15 protein-coding genes and 1 riboswitch are annotated in these 17,879 nt (G+C 34.3%); of the genes, 7 read left to right on the top strand and 8 right to left on the bottom strand.

What is annotated here, in order from left to right:
• Positions 1–9 precede the first annotated feature (9 nt).
• The 4 genes from A1D18_RS04825 (at position 10) to nhaA (ending at position 5,365) form a co-directional block, all read left to right on the top strand.
• A complete protein-coding gene (locus tag A1D18_RS04825; protein ID WP_071662676.1) occupies positions 10–456 on the top strand; it encodes a DNA polymerase III subunit chi in 447 nt (148 codons plus the stop codon).
• A complete protein-coding gene (locus A1D18_RS04830) occupies positions 456–3,212 on the top strand; it encodes a valine--tRNA ligase (RefSeq protein ID WP_084028783.1) in 2,757 nt (918 codons plus the stop codon). Before A1D18_RS04825 ends, A1D18_RS04830 begins: the two co-directional genes overlap by 1 nt.
• A gap of 251 nt (positions 3,213–3,463) precedes the next feature.
• Positions 3,464–4,177: a DNA polymerase III subunit epsilon gene (gene dnaQ / locus A1D18_RS04835; protein WP_071662678.1), complete on the top strand. Its 714-nt coding sequence runs from the start codon at positions 3,464–3,466 to the stop codon at positions 4,175–4,177.
• Positions 4,178–5,365 (top strand): Na+/H+ antiporter NhaA, encoded by a 1,188-nt coding sequence (gene nhaA / locus A1D18_RS04840; RefSeq protein ID WP_071662679.1) that lies wholly within the window; start codon positions 4,178–4,180, stop codon positions 5,363–5,365.
• Between the two features lie 49 nt (positions 5,366–5,414).
• Here nhaA and A1D18_RS04845 read toward each other — a convergent pair whose 3' ends face one another.
• From A1D18_RS04845 to pilM, 7 genes are all read right to left on the bottom strand, one after another.
• Positions 5,415–6,089, bottom strand: coding sequence for a hypothetical protein (locus tag A1D18_RS04845; RefSeq protein ID WP_071662680.1), 675 nt, complete (start codon positions 6,087–6,089; stop codon positions 5,415–5,417).
• A gap of 580 nt (positions 6,090–6,669) precedes the next feature.
• Positions 6,670–7,728, bottom strand: coding sequence for a uroporphyrinogen decarboxylase (hemE, locus tag A1D18_RS04855; protein WP_071662682.1), 1,059 nt, complete (start codon positions 7,726–7,728; stop codon positions 6,670–6,672).
• 5 nt (positions 7,729–7,733) lie between these two features.
• On the bottom strand, positions 7,734–8,813 hold the full coding sequence (locus A1D18_RS04860) for an FUSC family protein (protein WP_071662683.1): 1,080 nt from the start codon (positions 8,811–8,813) through the stop codon (positions 7,734–7,736).
• A gap of 170 nt (positions 8,814–8,983) precedes the next feature.
• The gene (locus A1D18_RS04865; protein ID WP_071662684.1) at positions 8,984–10,321 is read right to left on the bottom strand and encodes a type IV pilus secretin PilQ; all 1,338 of its coding nucleotides are present in this window, start codon (positions 10,319–10,321) and stop codon (positions 8,984–8,986) included.
• Entirely contained in the window at positions 10,302–11,189 is an 888-nt protein-coding gene (locus tag A1D18_RS04870; RefSeq protein ID WP_071662685.1) for a pilus assembly protein PilP, read from the bottom strand. The genes A1D18_RS04865 and A1D18_RS04870 overlap by 20 nt, the downstream gene beginning before the upstream one ends.
• Before the next feature lie 46 nt (positions 11,190–11,235).
• Positions 11,236–11,766 carry a PilN domain-containing protein gene (locus tag A1D18_RS04875; RefSeq protein ID WP_071662686.1) on the bottom strand — a complete coding sequence of 177 codons (531 nt, stop codon included), beginning with the start codon at positions 11,764–11,766 and terminating at the stop codon, positions 11,236–11,238.
• An 11-nt stretch (positions 11,767–11,777) separates the two neighbouring features.
• Entirely contained in the window at positions 11,778–12,710 is a 933-nt protein-coding gene (pilM, locus tag A1D18_RS04880) for a type IV pilus biogenesis protein PilM (RefSeq protein WP_071662687.1), read from the bottom strand.
• Positions 12,711–12,970: 260 nt separating this feature from the next.
• On the opposite strand from pilM, the gene A1D18_RS04885 reads away from it, so the two are divergent.
• Positions 12,971–15,442, top strand: coding sequence for a penicillin-binding protein 1A (locus A1D18_RS04885; protein WP_071662688.1), 2,472 nt, complete (start codon positions 12,971–12,973; stop codon positions 15,440–15,442).
• A gap of 56 nt (positions 15,443–15,498) precedes the next feature.
• On the opposite strand, the gene A1D18_RS04890 is transcribed toward A1D18_RS04885, so the two are convergent.
• The gene (locus tag A1D18_RS04890) at positions 15,499–15,933 is read right to left on the bottom strand and encodes a TlpA family protein disulfide reductase (RefSeq protein ID WP_071662689.1); all 435 of its coding nucleotides are present in this window, start codon (positions 15,931–15,933) and stop codon (positions 15,499–15,501) included.
• 238 nt (positions 15,934–16,171) lie between these two features.
• A riboswitch (TPP riboswitch) is annotated at positions 16,172–16,287 on the top strand.
• Here A1D18_RS04890 and A1D18_RS04895 point away from each other — a divergent pair.
• On the top strand, positions 16,277–17,005 hold the full coding sequence (locus A1D18_RS04895) for an ABC transporter ATP-binding protein (RefSeq protein ID WP_071662690.1): 729 nt from the start codon (positions 16,277–16,279) through the stop codon (positions 17,003–17,005). It overlaps the preceding riboswitch by 11 nt.
• Positions 17,005–17,871 carry an ABC transporter permease gene (locus tag A1D18_RS04900; RefSeq protein WP_245756783.1) on the top strand — a complete coding sequence of 289 codons (867 nt, stop codon included), beginning with the start codon at positions 17,005–17,007 and terminating at the stop codon, positions 17,869–17,871. The genes A1D18_RS04895 and A1D18_RS04900 overlap by 1 nt, the downstream gene beginning before the upstream one ends.
• Positions 17,872–17,879 lie beyond the last annotated feature (8 nt).

Here is a 17,879-nt window from a genome sequence, read left to right on the forward strand (position 1 = left end):
ATAAAACTTATGCCAAATCCTACCGTTGATTTTTATTTATTAAGTACGCTCTCTCAAGAGGATCTACATCGTTTTACCTGCCGCTTAATCGATAAAGCCTATCTTCTTCAAAAAAAAATTTTTATACAGGTAAGCTCGCATGAGGAAGGACAGCGCATAGATGAATTGCTATGGACCTTTCGAGATATTAGTTTCATTCCTCATAATTATTTAGGCATTAATTCAGTCATTGATCCACTGCTATCTGTTAATATTGCTATTAACAAGCCCAGCGTCCTAGGTGCTGAGATTTTATTAAACCTCAGCGATAAAGTTCCAACTTATTTTCCAGAATTCTCGCGTATTATTGAAGTGGTATCCGCAGAGAAAGAAAATAAAAATCAATCGCGTCAGAAATATAAATTTTATAAAGCCCAGAACTGTCTGTTAACCACGCACAATATAAGCACATCATGATAAATAAAAATTATGACTCTAAAAAGATAGAAGCTCATTGGCGAAAACAATGGGAAATGAATTCCTATTTCCAACCTAGTGGTCAAGGTAAACCCTATTGCATCGTACTTCCACCACCGAATGTCACAGGAAGCCTGCATATGGGCCATGGTTTTCAAGTCACTCTGATGGATGCTTTAATTCGATATCAACGCATGTGTGGAAAAAACGTTTTATGGCAAGGCGGCACTGATCATGCAGGCATAGCCACGCAAATGGTAGTAGAACGTCAATTGTTAGCTCAAGGAAAATCTCGACATGACATGGGACGCGAAATATTTGTAGACGCCATATGGGAATGGAAAAAGAAATCCGGCGGCATGATAACAGAACAATTACGTTATATGGGCGCCTCCATAGACTGGACTCGAGAGCGATTTACACGCGATACTGATTTCTCAGCAGCAGTAGAAAAAGTATTTATTGACTTATATGCGAAAAATTTAATTTATCGCGGTAAACGTTTAGTTAATTGGGACCCAGAGCTTTTAACTGCAGTTTCCGATCTAGAAGTTATCAATCAAGAAGAACCAGGCTACTTATGGACTATTCGCTATCCATTGCTTAATAGCGATGATTTTTTACTAGTTGCTACGACCCGACCCGAAACTTTATTTGGTGATGTCGCTGTAGCGGTACATCCTGATGATCCACGCTATCAATCCTATATTGGGAAACAGATAAAACTTCCATTAACTGAACGTGTTATTCCAGTAATTGCCGACATATCCGTAGAACCCACATTTGGGAGTGGTTGTGTAAAAATCACTCCCGCACATGATTTTAATGACTATGCAACCGCACAAAGACATCATTTAACTAATATTAATATTTTTACGCCTAATGCCCATCTTAATGAACAGGTTCCAGAAAACTTTCGTGGTTTAGAACGCTTTGCTGCAAGAAAAAAAATCATCCAAGATTTAGAACAACTAGAATTATTAGAAAAAACAGAGACTTATCTGGTAAAAACTCCGCGTGGGGATCGCTCAGGAGCTGTGATAGAACCTTATCTTACCGATCAATGGTTTATGTCGATGCAACCCTTAGCAAAACCCGCACTCTTAGCTATTAATCAAGGAAAGCTTGATTTTATTCCGGAAACCTGGCGCAAGGTTTGTTTACAATGGCTAGAGAATATTGAAGATTGGTGCATTAGCCGTCAGCTTTGGTGGGGACATCGAATTCCTGCCTGGTATGATGAACAAGGCCAATTTTATGTGGGTAAAAATGAAAAAAGCATTCGCGAGCAATATTCCCTCGATCCTAAAGTGACACTTAAACAAGATGAAGATGTACTAGATACTTGGTTTTCATCCGCACTCTGGCCTTTTGTCACGTTAGGTTGGCCACAATCGACTAAAGAATTAAAAATTTTTTATCCAACTAATGTTTTAGTCACCGGATTTGACATTATCTTTTTTTGGGTAGCGCGCATGGTAATGCTGGGACTGCATTTTACAGGTAAGGTTCCCTTTAAAGAAGTGTATGTAACTGGCTTGATACGTGATCATGAAGGTCAAAAAATGTCGAAATCAAAAGGCAATGTCTTAGATCCTCTCGATGTAATATTAGGCATTAACCTAGATGACTTAGTGGCAAAACGTACTCAAGGTTTACTGCGGGCACAAATGGCCCAAAAAATTGAACATGCTACTCGACAACAATTTCCACAAGGTATTCCTGCATTAGGGACCGATGCTTTACGATTCACTTATTGTGCCTTAGCTTCACCAACCCGTGACATACGTTTTGATTTAAATCGAACCGAAGGTTATCGAAATTTTTGTAATAAACTTTGGAATGCATCGCGCTTTGTTTTAATGCATAACACAAAACAAAAAAGGTTAAATTCTTTAGAAAATTTAACACTACCTATTAACCGTGCTTTTTATTCATTATTGCAAAACACCATTGCTAATATGCATAAGCATTTTGAAGATTATCGATTTGATTTGATGGCGCAAACCATTTATGAGTTTATTTGGAATGAGTATTGTGATTGGTATGTTGAACTCGCTAAGCCTATTTTAACCAACACAAGCTCCCCTGCATCCCAAGAAACCTTGAGCTGTTTAATTTTCATATTAGAAATTTGTTTACGCTTGCTACATCCTATAATGCCCTTTATTACCGAAGAAATTTGGCAAACCATCGCACCTTTGGCCGGAAAAACAGGGCGTAGTTTGATGATACAAACCTACCCTCAATTTGATAAAACTAAAAAAAATGATCATGCAGAACAAGACTTAACTTGGCTAAAAACTATTGTGCATACGATCCGTACTCTGCGCAGTGAAATGAATATAGCTCCGGGTAAAAAAATTCCCTTACTACTTTATAAAGGAAATAAAACAGATCGTGAAAATAGTCATATTTTTCTAAATGATATTATGAATCTAGCTAAAATAAATGAAATAAATTGGATAGTTGAAAAAGAAAAAAATACGACTCATGCCATGGGCGTAGTAGGCAACTTAGAACTACTTATCCCTATGCAAGGATTAATCAATACCGAAGCTGAAATACAACGCTTGAAAAAAGAAATTCTAAAAATAGAAAAGGAAATTGAACGCGCTGAGTCCAAACTGGCTAATACCGCTTTTGTGAAAAAGGCACCGTCAGAAATTATTGCTCAAGAACGTCAACGTTTAGCTGATTTTACTGCGACTCATACTAAATTACAAAACCAATTAAATTCATTTTCCAGAAATTGACGCTATTCGATGAGCTAAAAACTACCCCCTGGTTAAATAAACGATCTTGGGAATTACTATCTTCACAAAGAAGCTAAAACGACATCTAATATTTTTGGCATATTACGAACTCATAGTTTATCTAGATTTTTAAGATCGAAATTGTCTTTAATTAGTCGTGAGAGGTTAGGCTTAATGATTAAAATTTTACTACTAGCCATTTTTTCTAGCAACACGTAACATTACCATAATAGGAATTTAATCCTGCAATTATGCGCCAAATTATTTTAGATACTGAAACTACTGGCAGAGCGGTTAATGATGGGCATCGTATCATCGAAATAGGCTGCTTGGAATTGATCGATCGTCGTCTCACGAAACGACACTTCCATTGTTTCCTTAATCCAGGTCGCGATAGTGAACCCGGGGCATTCGCTGTTCATGGTTTGAGCACTGAATTTCTTATGGATAAACCTGTATTTAAAACTATTGCGGATGAATTGTTAAGATTTATTAAGGATTCACAACTCATTATCCACAATGCTCCCTTTGACCTAAGCTTTTTGGATAATGAATTTAACTTAACTAAAAAAAAGTATAAAAAAATTACTGACTATTGCCAAGTTTTAGATACACTTCCATTAGCACGTCAATTACATCCTGGGCAACGTAATAGCTTAGATGCTCTGTGTAAACGTTATGATATTGATAATTCGAAGCGAGATAAACATGGTGCATTATTGGATGCTGAATTGTTAGCTCGAGTTTATCTCGCTATGACGGGAGGTCAAACTCATTTGTTTAGTGATGAAAAAACCTCAGCAGATAGTCAAACTATCCTACATAAAAAAATAATAGGCAAGGTAACATTGCCCATCATTTACGCCAGTAGTGACGAATTATTAGCACATGAGCATCGTTTAACTCGCATTAGTACACTGTCCGGCCAGTGTAAATGGCCAAATAAAAATAGGGAAACGAATTAAATGCGTATCAAGTTTCTACATAAATTTATTCAACTAGAAGCATCCGGCGGTATTGCTTTAGGAATTGCCACCCTACTCGCTCTCATTCTCGCTAATTCTAGCTGGCAAACTTATTACCAAACTTTCTTAAATTTCAATGTAAATGTAGAACCTAGTATCCATTTTTCTTTTTTACATTTTATTAATGACGGTTTGATGACTATTTTCTTTTTCTTAGTCAGTCTAGAAATTAAACGCGAATTAGTTCAAGGGGAGCTTAACACACTCACTAAAGCCTTATTACCCGCCTTAGCGGCAATAGGAGGAATGTTAGTTCCCGCTCTATGTTATTTAGTTATCAATCATGGATATCCACAACTTATATCGGGCTGGGCAATCCCTATGGCAACAGATATTGCCTTTTCCTTAGGTGTGTTATCACTGCTTGGCAAACAGATTCCAGTTGCTTTAAAAATTTTCTTAATGGCATTAGCTATCATTGATGATCTAGGTGCAATTATCGTTATTGCGACTTTTTATACGCAACAAATAGGCTGGCTTTATTTATTTTTAGCGCTACTGACTTTTCTAGGCTTAATTTTATTAAACTATTATAAAATTCAACGATTTCTTCCTTATTGCTTATTAGGTATAAGCTTATGGTTACTCATACTCAACTCAGGTATCCATGCCACTATAGCGGGCGTATTATTTGGCTTCACAATTCCATTAAACAGTGACAATAAAAATTTTAATTCTTTGCTACATCATTTAATCCATCAATTACATCCATGGATTGCTTACGGAATTTTACCGCTTTTTGCTTTTGCCAATGCCGGCCTATCGTTTTCGAATATACACTTAGCAACTTTTCTCCACCCACTACCCTTAGGGATTATTGTCGGATTATTCTTTGGGAAACAAGTAGGTATTTTTGGTGCAAGTTGGTTAGCAGTAAAAACTAAGCTAGCAAAATTACCTTATAAAGTGAACTGGTGGCATATTTACGGAACCGCTTTAATTTGTGGAGTAGGTTTTACGATGAGTTTATTTATTGCTGGATTAGCTTTCAGAGAGAGTGAGTTAACCTCTTTAGTTCGGTTGGGTGTTTTTACTGGTTCAATTTTATCCGGTATTGCAGGTTATTGTATTTTATTGTTATCTCGACAAAAGTCGATACCCGCTAAAATGAATATTATTAAGCATTAAATTTCTTAACTAAAGACCATCTTTGTTTTTACAAAAATGGTCTTTATTTTTATTGATGTGTTGGACTTGATGACATAGCTTCCTTGCTATGAAACTCATTAGCCGGATCTATATGCGGGATAGGAATTACCGCTGTTGAGAATGTGCCTAATTTGGCCAAAAGCTGAGAGATATTTTGAGTATTTTTTTCTTCTAATCTATCAATTTTATCATGCACTACCATTGTGGCATCTTTTATTTCTTGGATTTTATGGTTAAACGTACTTACTATTTCCTGCTTCACATTGATATCAACTTCTTTTAATTGATCCAAAGTATTGTTAGCATAAGTTACATTCGCTTTAAGATGATTAATTTTTAAATTTAAAAACAATTCGGTAATCCCTACAATTGCAAAGCCAAACAATAAAATTGGAAGTATCGGTAATACTACAGTAGAGGCTATAAAAAGTGGAACTAAAACAAAACCTGTGCTTAATAATGCGATAGCGGCTCCGAGAAATAAAAGAATATTTTTTACTTTATCTTTTTCTTTTTGATAATTTTTATCGTAAGCTTTTACTATATCATTTTCATTTTTTATAAGTTGGTTAATAATTCGATTTTGATCTTCCCCCAGCTCTATATCAGACCAATTTTCATCAATAATTAAATTTTGACTTCTCAAGTAAGCTTTGTTTACATCACAAAGTTCTTCATATAAGTGACGACTTAATACCTGCATAATAACCTCTATTGATTAGGGATAATTTTATATTTTTGCTAAAAGTAAAAATAGCTCAATATACTCCATTGCCTGAATTTATTTATTAAGTAAATAAAAGATTACATTTTTTATGAAAAAACATCCTCCTTGTCATAAATTTTCCTACAGATAATATTATATTAATCCGATTTTCAGATCAATTACTAGTTTATAAAATATTAAGAATATAAATAAAATTTAAAATTATTATTTATATTTTTACAAATTGAAAATTTAAGTTTAATATTGAAAAAAATTTGTTTAGTGTAGTTAATTTATTCTTAACCTTCTAAATGGCTTTTAAATAATAAAAAAATATATGGAAAAAAATTCTCAAGACACATCTAAAAAAAACTTTCAACATCCGAATCGGTTAGCTTACACAAGCTATATGAGACCTTTGCCAAAATATCCAAAGGTTAATAACTTTGATAGATTAGTTTATGTCGCTACACTTTTTAAAGAAGATAAAACTTCAGCAACTAATTTTAATCATGGCACCACAAGCCCCTTTAAATCAGTACCTTCGTTTAAAAAATAAAATTATATTATATAGTTTCTAATAAAAAGCAGGGCTTAATTGGTGCACCGCATCAACAAATATTTTTACATTTTCTGGCGAAGTAAATTGTGAAATACCATGACCTAAATTAAAAACATGACCCGATCCTGAACCATAGGATTGAAGTATGCTCATCACTTCATTGCGGATATTTTCAGGATTAGCAAATAAAACTGCAGGATCCATATTCCCTTGTAAAGCAACTTTGTTGTTAAGTCTTTGTCGAGCCAAGCCTATATCGATCGTCCAGTCCAATCCTATCGCATCGCAACCAGATTTAGCTATTTTTTCTAACCACAAATTTCCACCTTTGGTAAATAATACAATAGGCACTTTTTCGCGTGTAGTCACTCTTTTCACATTAGTCACAATTTGTGACATATACTCTAATGAGAATTGTTGATAAGCCGCTGAAGTTAATAATCCACCCCAAGTATCAAAAATCATAATGGCTTGCGCTCCTGCTTCAATTTGCGCATTTAGATACAAGGTAGTTGCTTTAGTTAAGGTATTTAGCAATTGATGTAATGCCTTGGGTTCTTGATATAAGAGTGTTTTAATTTGTCTGAATTCTTTACTTCCCCCACCTTCCAGCATGTAGCAAGCAAGTGTCCAAGGACTTCCTGCAAATCCAATTAACGGGACCTTATCTTTTAATTCACTACGAGCAAGTGCAATAGCCTGCATTACATAATTTAAATCGCTACCCGGATCAGGGATTGGTAAGGCCTTAATATCGGTTAAAGTTTTTAAAGGTTTATGAAACTTAGGACCTTCTCCTTCAATAAAGTAAAGTCCCAAACCCATCGCATCCGGAATGGTCAAGATATCTGAAAAAATAATGGCTGCATCCAAATCAAATCGATGTAGCGGCTGTAACGTGACTTCACAAGCAAGCTCAGGCGTTTTACATAAAGTTAAAAAATTACCTGCCTTGCTACGAGTTGCACGATACTCAGGTAAATAACGGCCTGCCTGACGCATAATCCAAATGGGCGTGCGATCAACAGGTTGCTTTAAAAGAGCACGTATTAAACAATGTGGAGAATTTTTCATAAGTTTTATACTTTCTTTATTAAACTAATCAGCGTACGTAACTGAACTAATAACTGTTCGGCACTAAAAATAAATAAATCAATAGCAAATTGATCGGATTGATTTATTTCTAGCGATTTGAGTTGAAATTTTATTTCTTTTTTCCAATCCGAAAAAACTTCTATTATTTCAACTGCTTGTTCTTCATCCTTTTTTTTGAGAATATCAAGGCTCTTTTGAAACAAATCTTGTATTAATTGATAAATTTTTTGTACTTCAGCATGCTGATTAAAGATCAAAATATTTTGATCTGAGAAATTCATTAATGCATTCCTCATTAAAGTGATACAACGTAAAATTTCTCTCTCAGCATCTAAAATATTTTTAAAGGCTTGGCTTAAATTAGATCGACCAAATGATTCGCTCATCACCTCTTGAAATAATTTTTTTTGAATGCCTATATTATTCAATATTTTATTCTCAAAAACTTCATAAGGTTTCTCACTCTTATCATCATAAGAGAACGTAAATTCTTCTAATTGTTGAGCGAGATTTTTTTGATTCTGCAAGGTATCAATTAATATGTATCGTAATTTCGTACGTGAATGCAAAGGCCAAATAAAACGTGATACTAACAAAGCGATAACGATACCTAAATTGATCTCTAAAAAACGACTTACCACTGTATAAAAATTTGGATTTTGTGAAATAACGATAATAATTAATGTCACAGCTCCTAAAGGACCCGCTTCACTCCAAGTACTTGGACTATCCGCTATATAACTAAATACCGCTGTCGCGATACATAGAATTAATATAGTAAATACCACGTTTGGATAAACTAGCCAAAGCATCAAACTAGCGACACTAGCACCTATTACACTTCCTAGAAAACGCATATAGGATTTTTGTAAAATTGCCCCGACACGAGATTGCGCGCACATAACCACTAAAATAGTGATAACGACCCATCTTCCTTGAAGTGGAAGTTTAAATAAATAAGAAACCAATAAACCAAATAATAATGCGATAGCTGTTTTTAAACTATGGATAATTCGGTCACTATTTAATTTATGAAGCTGAAGTTGCCATTGAGTAAATTGCATAGTTAGCTCGTTAATAAAATGGATATACTCTTCGTACTTGAATTTTTGTCTACGTTGCTACTCAACTCGCAGTCCTCATGGTTATTGTATACAGCAAATAGCTGCCGTCGAGGCACTTACCAAAAATCACATTGCCGTGGGTAATAAACTGATAAGTAAGGTCTCAACCCTTAGTATTTTAAGCGCGTCGGAGTTAAAAATATCAAAAGCTCACTACGCCTGTTATTTAACCTAGTTAAACGAAATAAGCGCCCTATCATGGGTAAAGTACCTAAAAAAGGAACCCGTTGTTCTATTTTACTCTGAGAATACTCATAGATTCCACCTAATACAATCGTTTCACCATTTTTGACAATAACTTGTGTTTTAATTCCTCGTGCTTTTATTGTCGGAGCAGCAACCGTCATAATACTACTGGGTTGATCTTGACTGACCTTTAAGTCCAATATCATACACTCATCGGGCATAATTCTAGGCGTTACTTTCAAGGATAGTACGGCTTTTTTAAATATAACATTAGTCCCACCACTCGAGGCTTTTTCTTGATAAGGTATTTCAGCTCCGGCTTCTATAAAGGCGGTTTGCTGATCAGCAGTTATTAAATGCGGCGTAGAAATAACTTCAGCTGCCCCTTCACTTTCTAACGCAGCTAATTCGAGATCTAAGAAAGTATTTTGGCCTAAGTGCATTAAACGCAAGCCTAAGAATGCTGCACCATTAATAGAATGACTACCTGTGATAGGTAAATCCATAGTTAAGTATTGTAGTAAGCCATTATTATGACTGCTTACTTTACTTCTAAGCTGGGATTTTAAAAGTTTATTAACTGTATGCGTTTGTGTTGAACCAAACTGTGCTCCTAATTCTTTTTCTTTATTTTGGTCAATGCTTACAATTCGTGCTTCTATCAAAATTTGGCCGATAGGTTTATCTAACTCTTTAATAGATGCGACAATTTCCTTGAGTTGTTCAGCAGAATCTTTAATCCATAAGCTATTAGTCGGATTATCTATACTTACACTACCGTGCGTTGATAAAAGAGTATTGGTTTTATCTTTTAATAATTTACTAATATCGGATGCTTTTCTGTAATGAATTTGAACGATCTTAAAAAATAATGGGGATAAATCTTTTTTTTTCTTTTGTATGTCTGAATTAATTCTATCTTGTTTTAGTAATTGTTCAGACGTGGTAATAAACCAGCCATTAGCAATCGATCGCTTTGAAAGACCTTGTGTTTGCAAAATAGTATCTAATGCTTGATCCCAATTAATATGATGCAAATAAATACTAAATTTTCCTTTGATTTTATCATCAATAACTAAATTCTTATTATGCAATTCAGACAAATACTGTAAAGCTGAACGAATTTTTATATTATGAAAAGTTAAAGAAATAGTATTATCTTCTTGTTTATTTGAAATATTTTCATTAGCAAATAATTTACAATTAAAAGCTAACATTAAAACATAGATTAATACCATCTTCTTACGCAGAATTTTTAGCATAGAGAAACTTTCTGTCGTCCATAATCAACTTTATTATTTTATTTAGACTATTATCTTGAATTAAAATTTCATGAGCGTAAGCTCCTATGACAATTCCTCGTTCCAAACCTAAATAATCACCTAACTTAAGCTTGCAAACTTGTTTATTTGGCAATACAACCAAACCCCAATTCCGATCTTTATATGCCGCCAAAAAACCTAACATTTTTATTTTACTTAGAGAATATTTTGATAAGTTATTTTTTTCAGAGGTAAACTTAGCATCTGGTTTATTTATTTTTGATAGTACTAAAATTAAATTTTTGCTATTTAAATAAGGCGCATAGATTTTAAATGAAAAAATAATCTCTTGTCTTTGATTTTTTTGTAGCACATTGAAAAATATCCACTTGAAATTTTCTATTATTATTAATTTTTTTAATCTGGATATTAGATATAGAAAATTAAAAATATTATTATTAACACTAAAAAAATGACTTTCTATTTTTAAATAATTTAAAAAATCTTTTTTATTTTTAATTGTTAAAATATGTATCTTATTAATTTTAAAAAATGGCGTCGCAAGTTTCCCATTTAGAACATTTAAAATAGTTTTATCTATAGAATCTTTGTAATATATATCGAATTGTTTTTTTATATTTTTAATTTTTTCTTGACAAATAGAATACTCTGAAGTTATTTCTAATTGATTATTTAATTCCTTTTCAGAAGCTTTAAAATTTAAATAGCTTTTTTCCTTTTTTTCAAGGCTTGGTCGTAAATAAAGAAAATATCCTAATATACAAATAAAAAAAATGGTCGCTATGATTACAATAGATTTGAAATGAATTGACCATAAATCAATTCTTTTTAAATTAGTTTTTGCCATTTTTTATATACATCATTTACCGTATTCTAAATCGATTATCCGAATCTTAATTTTTATCAAACATCATTTGAATCATAAAATCTAATTGCAAGTCCTGAGATTTATTAAGAATCAACCATCGCAATTCATGATCATATTTAAGTTTTAAAAATTTAATCAATGTTAAATATTCTTTTTTTGAACCCGCATGCATTACTAAATTCACATAAGGCGGATGAAATTCTATTAAACGAACAAAGATATCGGGAGATATTAAATATTTAAGATGTGTTATAAAATCTAAAATTTTTTTAACTTGCTGATGATTGATCTGAACAACTTTTATAATTTTATTCAGCTCTTTTGATGCAAATTGAAGTTGTTTTATTTCTCTCACTTTGGGTGATAGTGTTTTAATCTTTAATAAAACATCTTCATAGGCTAATTGATAGTGTTTCATCTGCTGAATAATCAGAATTTTTACGGTGAATAATAAGATAAGACATGAGCATGAAATCCCAAACCAGACAATAATAAATTGCCTTATTTTTAATTTATTTTCTTGTTCACGCCAAGGCAACAAATTGATTTGATTCATATATATTTTCCTTATCTTAAAGCTAAACCGTAACTTAAGAATAAATTTAAAAATTTCTGTTCTAAATTTATTCTATTTAATCTAGAACTATATTTAATTCGATTTTGATGTTTTAATATTTGAATCTTTAATTCTAAAAACCCATCTAATTTATTTAATAAGTAGCTTAATAAGGATATATTAGACCCAATAAGAAAAAGCTCTCTTAAACTGTGATAAGGATAAGCTAGAACATATCTTTTTATACAGCGCTTTATTTGCAATAAAGTAGACTCTTGCTCTAGAGCATTTAATAGATTTTCACTATAAACCGTTGTTTGAGAACTATTCAAAAATAACAAGGCTACCTGACTCGCCCCGATATCTATTAGGATAATATTTTCATTCATCTTATCAGGATAAAAAAAACAATAAGCTCTCTCTAAGGCAGATGAACTCACTTCTACAGCAATAGGAACTAAATTTGCTTGATGAATAATATCTAAACGAAAATCTAAATGTTCTTTACGACAAGCTACTATTAAAATTTTACATTTTTCATAACTTTCAAGTGATGGTTCAAAAATTTGATAATCAAAATAAAGTTTATATAACGGACAGGGAATGAATTGTTCCAGCAATAACTCAATTGTTTCTTCAATAAACTGACAATCCGTACGATCGACATGCACCCATTTACTGCATACGAGAATATCAGGGATATTGACTATACAATTTCTTATGTAGTCTCGTTCTAGCAATGTTCTCTTTAAGCTATTGGCAATTTGAGTGACGTCTTTAGTCTGAGGAGTTCCAATTGACTTAGAAATTGCTTGAATAGCATAATGCTGAAGCTCCTGATCACAGCCTAAACTTACCCATTTAATCATGCTACTGCCTATATCCAAGCCTATAGTAGCATCAATGTCGTAAGTTTTTTTAAATCTATCCTTGAAAAAATACATACTTCTTATACTTTTTAATAGGTTATCAAAACTTATTGTTCTTTTTTATTATGCATCTAAATAATAAATTGTCAATTATTTAATACATAAATGCAAGCTATTATTTTCAAAAATACAATGATATAAAATCCACGCTACTTTCTTTTAATCGAAATAAAGTGTACAAAGACCTTATTACCCACTATTTTTATTAAAACCCTTGTTTAAAGAGGGATGCCACATACGATATGATAAAGCCCATCTAATCAACTGCTTTCATTATGAAACGATCGAATCATTTTTTCCGTAATTTTTTTTTGATGCTATTAAGCCTTTTTATCACGCTGATGGTAGCGGGAAGTCTGCTTTATATTTATATTGACAAACAATTACCCGATGTTGAGGAATTAAAATCGGTACAACTTCCTATCCCAATGCGAATTTACACCAGCGATGGACAACCTATCGCTGAATTTGGTGAACTCCATCGAAATCTGGTTAGATTGAATGAAGTCCCTAATCTAATGGTTAAAGCTTTTTTAGCAACTGAAGATCAACGTTTTTTAGAACATCATGGCGTTGATTTTTATGGTTTATTACGTGCCGCGAGTGAAGTATTACTCACAGGAAGCAAAGTACAAGGGGGAAGTACTATTACAATGCAAGTTGCACGTAATTTTTACTTATCTCGAGAAAAAACTTTTTTAAGAAAATTTACTGAAATTTTACTCTCGTTAAAAATCGAACGTGAATTTACTAAAGAACAAATTTTAGAACTTTATCTGAATAAGATTTTTCTTGGAAATCGTGCTTATGGTATCGCTGCTGCGGCACAAGTTTATTTTAATAAAACACTTAATCAACTCACATTACCGGAAATGGCAACTATTGCTGGTTTGCCAAAAGCCCCTTCTGCCATTAACCCAATAGTCAACCCAATTGCCGCAAAACAACGTCGCGATCATGTCTTATTGCGGATGTATGAGTTGGGTTATATCTCTAAAACGACGTATGAAGCAGCTATAGCAACACCTATGTTGACGCATGCACAAACCGATATAGGGGGAATGATTAAAGCACCTTATGTCGCTGAAATGGTACGTGACATGATGTACAAAAGTTTTGGCCAAGATATTTATGTAAAAGGTTATAATGTCTACACCACGATCAATTCGGCTCAACAAATTGCCGCTGATAAAGCATTACGGACTAGCTTATTAGCTTATGACAAACGGCATGAATATAGGAAACCAAAAAAAAATATCGCTCCATTAGATGCAAATAAAGTAACCCATACTTTAAATGCATTACATCGGGTTGCTTCCATCAATGGGTTACAAGCCGCTATTGTTATTTCTGTGACTGATCAAGCTATCACCGCTCTTTTAGTCAATAATCAAATGATTTTTATCCCTTGGCAAGGTGTAGCATGGACGATGCCTCACCTTGACGTGACTAATTTAAATCCTCCTCCTGAGGTCTTGAAGAATAAAGTTCATGTCGGCGATGTTATACGTGTGCAATTAACTGCCAATAATACCTGGGAATTATCACAAATCCCTAAAGTACAGGGGGCTTTAGTCGCATTAAACCCACAGACAGGTGCAATTACTGCCTTAGTCGGTGGCTTTGATTATAATTTAAGTAAATTCAATCGCGTCGTTCAAGCAGAACGACAACCTGGATCAGGATTTAAACCTTTTATTTATGCCGCTGCTTTGGCTAAGGGCTATACTTTAGCCAATGTTTTTAATGATGCTCCGCTAGTATTTGATATACCTGGTCGCGATGAACCTTGGCGCCCACAAAATGACAATCATATTTTCAGTGGCCCGACGCGTTTACGCGTCGCTTTAGCTAAATCTATCAATCTTATATCGGTTCGGTTATTACAAGCTATCGATGTCCCCTATGCATTAACTTATGTAAAACGTTTTGGTTTTAATCCAAAAAAATTACCTCGTAATCTCTCCCTTGCACTCGGAACCGGCGAAGTCACTCCTCTGGAATTAGCTCGAGCATATGCTGTATTTGCCAATAGTGGCTTTCGGATAACACCTTATTTAATTGATCATATTACCGATGAACAAGGCCAAATCATTTATAAAGCAGAACCTAAAATAGCATGTGAAGCTTGTCTACGCGGAGAAATGGAGCCTCCATTAACCGATGAAAAAAATAGTCCTTATGCACCACAAGTCATTCCTGCTGATATCGCTTTTCTCATGACTTCTGCTTTAAAAGATGTCATACGGTATGGAACAGGTTCGCAAGCTAGAGTGTTGAATCGGAGTGATCTAGCTGGAAAAACGGGTACAACCAGTGATTATGTCGATACTTGGTTTACAGGATTTAACAGTAATTTAGTGGCCACCGTTTGGATAGGTTTCGACCAACCAAGTTCTGTTCAAGAATATGGCGCGAAAGCAGCTTTACCGATGTGGATTGATTTCATGCGCGTCGCATTAAAAGGCCAAGCTGAAAAAACCATGCCACAGCCAACTGATATTGTGATAGCAAGCATCGATCCCGTTACCGGCAATCTATTACCTAACGGAACACCGGGCTCTATCTTAGAATATTTTCGTAAAGATAATTTAACAAGAATATCGACACCCGAAGAGTCAACTTCATTCAATGCGATTGATAACCCTGGTGAGATTCCTACCGATACGACTGAACCTCAAACGCAAACAGAATCTTCTATTGAAGAAAAACAGAATAATAATCCAAGCAATGAACCTGTTTTCTAAACGTAACTTACAACCTATTCTAGACTATGGCACTAAATAGAGTAAGCAACCGAGAATTACAAACCAACCGCTCTTTCTAAACTGCGTTTTGTTTGTGGCCCTTCTAATACATGTCTCAATCGACCATCAGGCCCAATAACAAATGTGGTAGGCAAACCCGATATGCCTCGTATTCCAAAACTAGCTTTCGGATCATTCACTAAGGTAGGAAATATAACACCGCTTTGTTGTATATGTTGCTGCAAATTACCTGGATCATCATAATTAAAGCCAAACATGGCCACCTGATCCGCATGTGTTCGATAAAATGCGTTTAATTCAGGTATTTCGCCCATACAATACTCACACCAAGTTGCCCAATAACTAATGACTACCCATCTACCTTTATAATTAGAAAGGTTAAAATCTCTTACAATGCTAGCTCCCCATGCCAAACTAGATACACTTAACAAAATGCTGGTTAATAGCACTAATTTAAATATTTTACGCATACTATTCCTCGCAGTAAACCAGGTTGTGACGCAACGCTTAATAATTTTATTAGGCTTTAAACTTGAGTATTTTGAATCCCATTAAACTTCAATTTTTGAAATAACTCAAGTATTTACCTCCTGTTCAATATTCACACAAGCAGATAAAACCATCAATTAAACTGACATCACTTTACGAAATTAAAAATTTAAATTTTGATAGTGCTTTCATTTTGGTAATGAGCTTGCTACCATGCCCGCTTTCGCTTAGGGGTGCTCGTCTCCTAAAACAAATCTTTTAGGAGACGAGCTGAGAAATACCCTTATATACCTGATCGGGATAATGCCCGCGTAGGAAAAGTGTATGTTAAAATCACCGGCTGTGTTGGTAAGCAACGCAAGTTTGCGCTATCAAGATAAAGTTCTTTTTAATCGATTAAATTTCCATTTGGCTGCAGGACAAACGACTTGCCTACTCGGTAGCAGTGGTATTGGCAAAAGTCGTTTTCTACAATTGATCGCCGGATTAAACACCCCATCGGCGCATATCACCACCTGCGATCAAAAAGGCTTGCTAGGTCGATTAGCTTACATGTCACAAACTAATACTTTATTACCTTGGCTAAACATTTTAAATAATGTTGTCTTAGGCCATCGCCTACGACGTAGCAACAAGCCTTACGACCAAGCCCGTAAATTATTAAAGCAATTAGGCTTAGGTGACATTTCAAATAAATACCCTGCACAATTGTCAGGTGGAATGCAACAACGCGTCGCTTTAGCACGAGTATTGTTAGAAAATCGGCCTATTGTATTAATGGATGAACCTTTTTCTGCCTTAGATGCCATTACTCGTTATCAACTACAAGAACTCACCGCACAAGCATTAAAAGATCGTACGGTATTATTAGTAACGCATGACCCATTAGAAGCATTGCGTTTAGGACATCATATTGCGATTATGTCTGGACAACCAGCAAAAATAGATTATATACATTGCAAATTTAATGATTCGCCACCGCGATCGCTTAATAAGCCTGAATTATTACAATGGCAAGCAAAACTCTTGTATCGTCTACAGGAATTACAATAATGGTTCCAATTTTTTTACGTCACCGATTCATTAATCGAATGACTCAACTACACACTTTTCTCTTGTTCACATGGACTTCAAAATTCTCTTCTAATAAACAGTTTTTTTTAAAAGTGTGCCCCTTATTTTTTCATAAAATTAGCATTCCCATAGGGTGTATTATCATCTGGGAATGTTTAATTCACTTTTTACAACTTCCAAATTATATATTACCCACGCCATTTGAAGTATTACAAAGTCTCATTAATCATGGCGCGTTAATTGGATCACAGACGTTACCAACACTGGCCGAAATTCTCTTAGGTTTATCTTTTGGAATTATATTAGGTGTCACTATTGCAATCAGTATGTGTTTATTTCGCACCTTGCATACCTTTTTACTCCCTTTATTATTGGCCAGCCAAGCTTTGCCAGTATTTGCCATTGCTCCCTTACTAGTACTTTGGTTTGGTTATGGTGTAACGGCTAAAATTATTACCACCACTTTTATGTTATTTTTTCCTGTTACTAATAATTTTCTCGATGGCTTAAAGCAAACACCGGAAAATTATTTAAACATCGCTAAGATTATGAATAGTAGTCGCTGGCAAATTCTGTATCAAATCCGTATCCCCGCCGCATTACCGAATCTTGCTTGCGGCATCCGGCTTGCAACTGCTATGGCGCCCTTAGGAGCCATTATTGGAGAATGGGTTGGATCGAATCAAGGGTTAGGTTTTTTATTGTTAAATGCTAACGCGCAAATGCAAATTGATCTCATGTTTGCGGTTTTGCTGGTTATATTTTTTTTAGGAATTTTACTTTATTACCTTGTTGATACTTTGATCAAACTGGCTCTGCCATGGACATTATTGCCTTCACATTGAAAAAAGAC

Source organism: Candidatus Rickettsiella isopodorum (assembly GCF_001881495.1).
GTDB classification, from domain to species: Bacteria; Pseudomonadota; Gammaproteobacteria; order Diplorickettsiales; family Diplorickettsiaceae; genus Aquirickettsiella; species Aquirickettsiella isopodorum.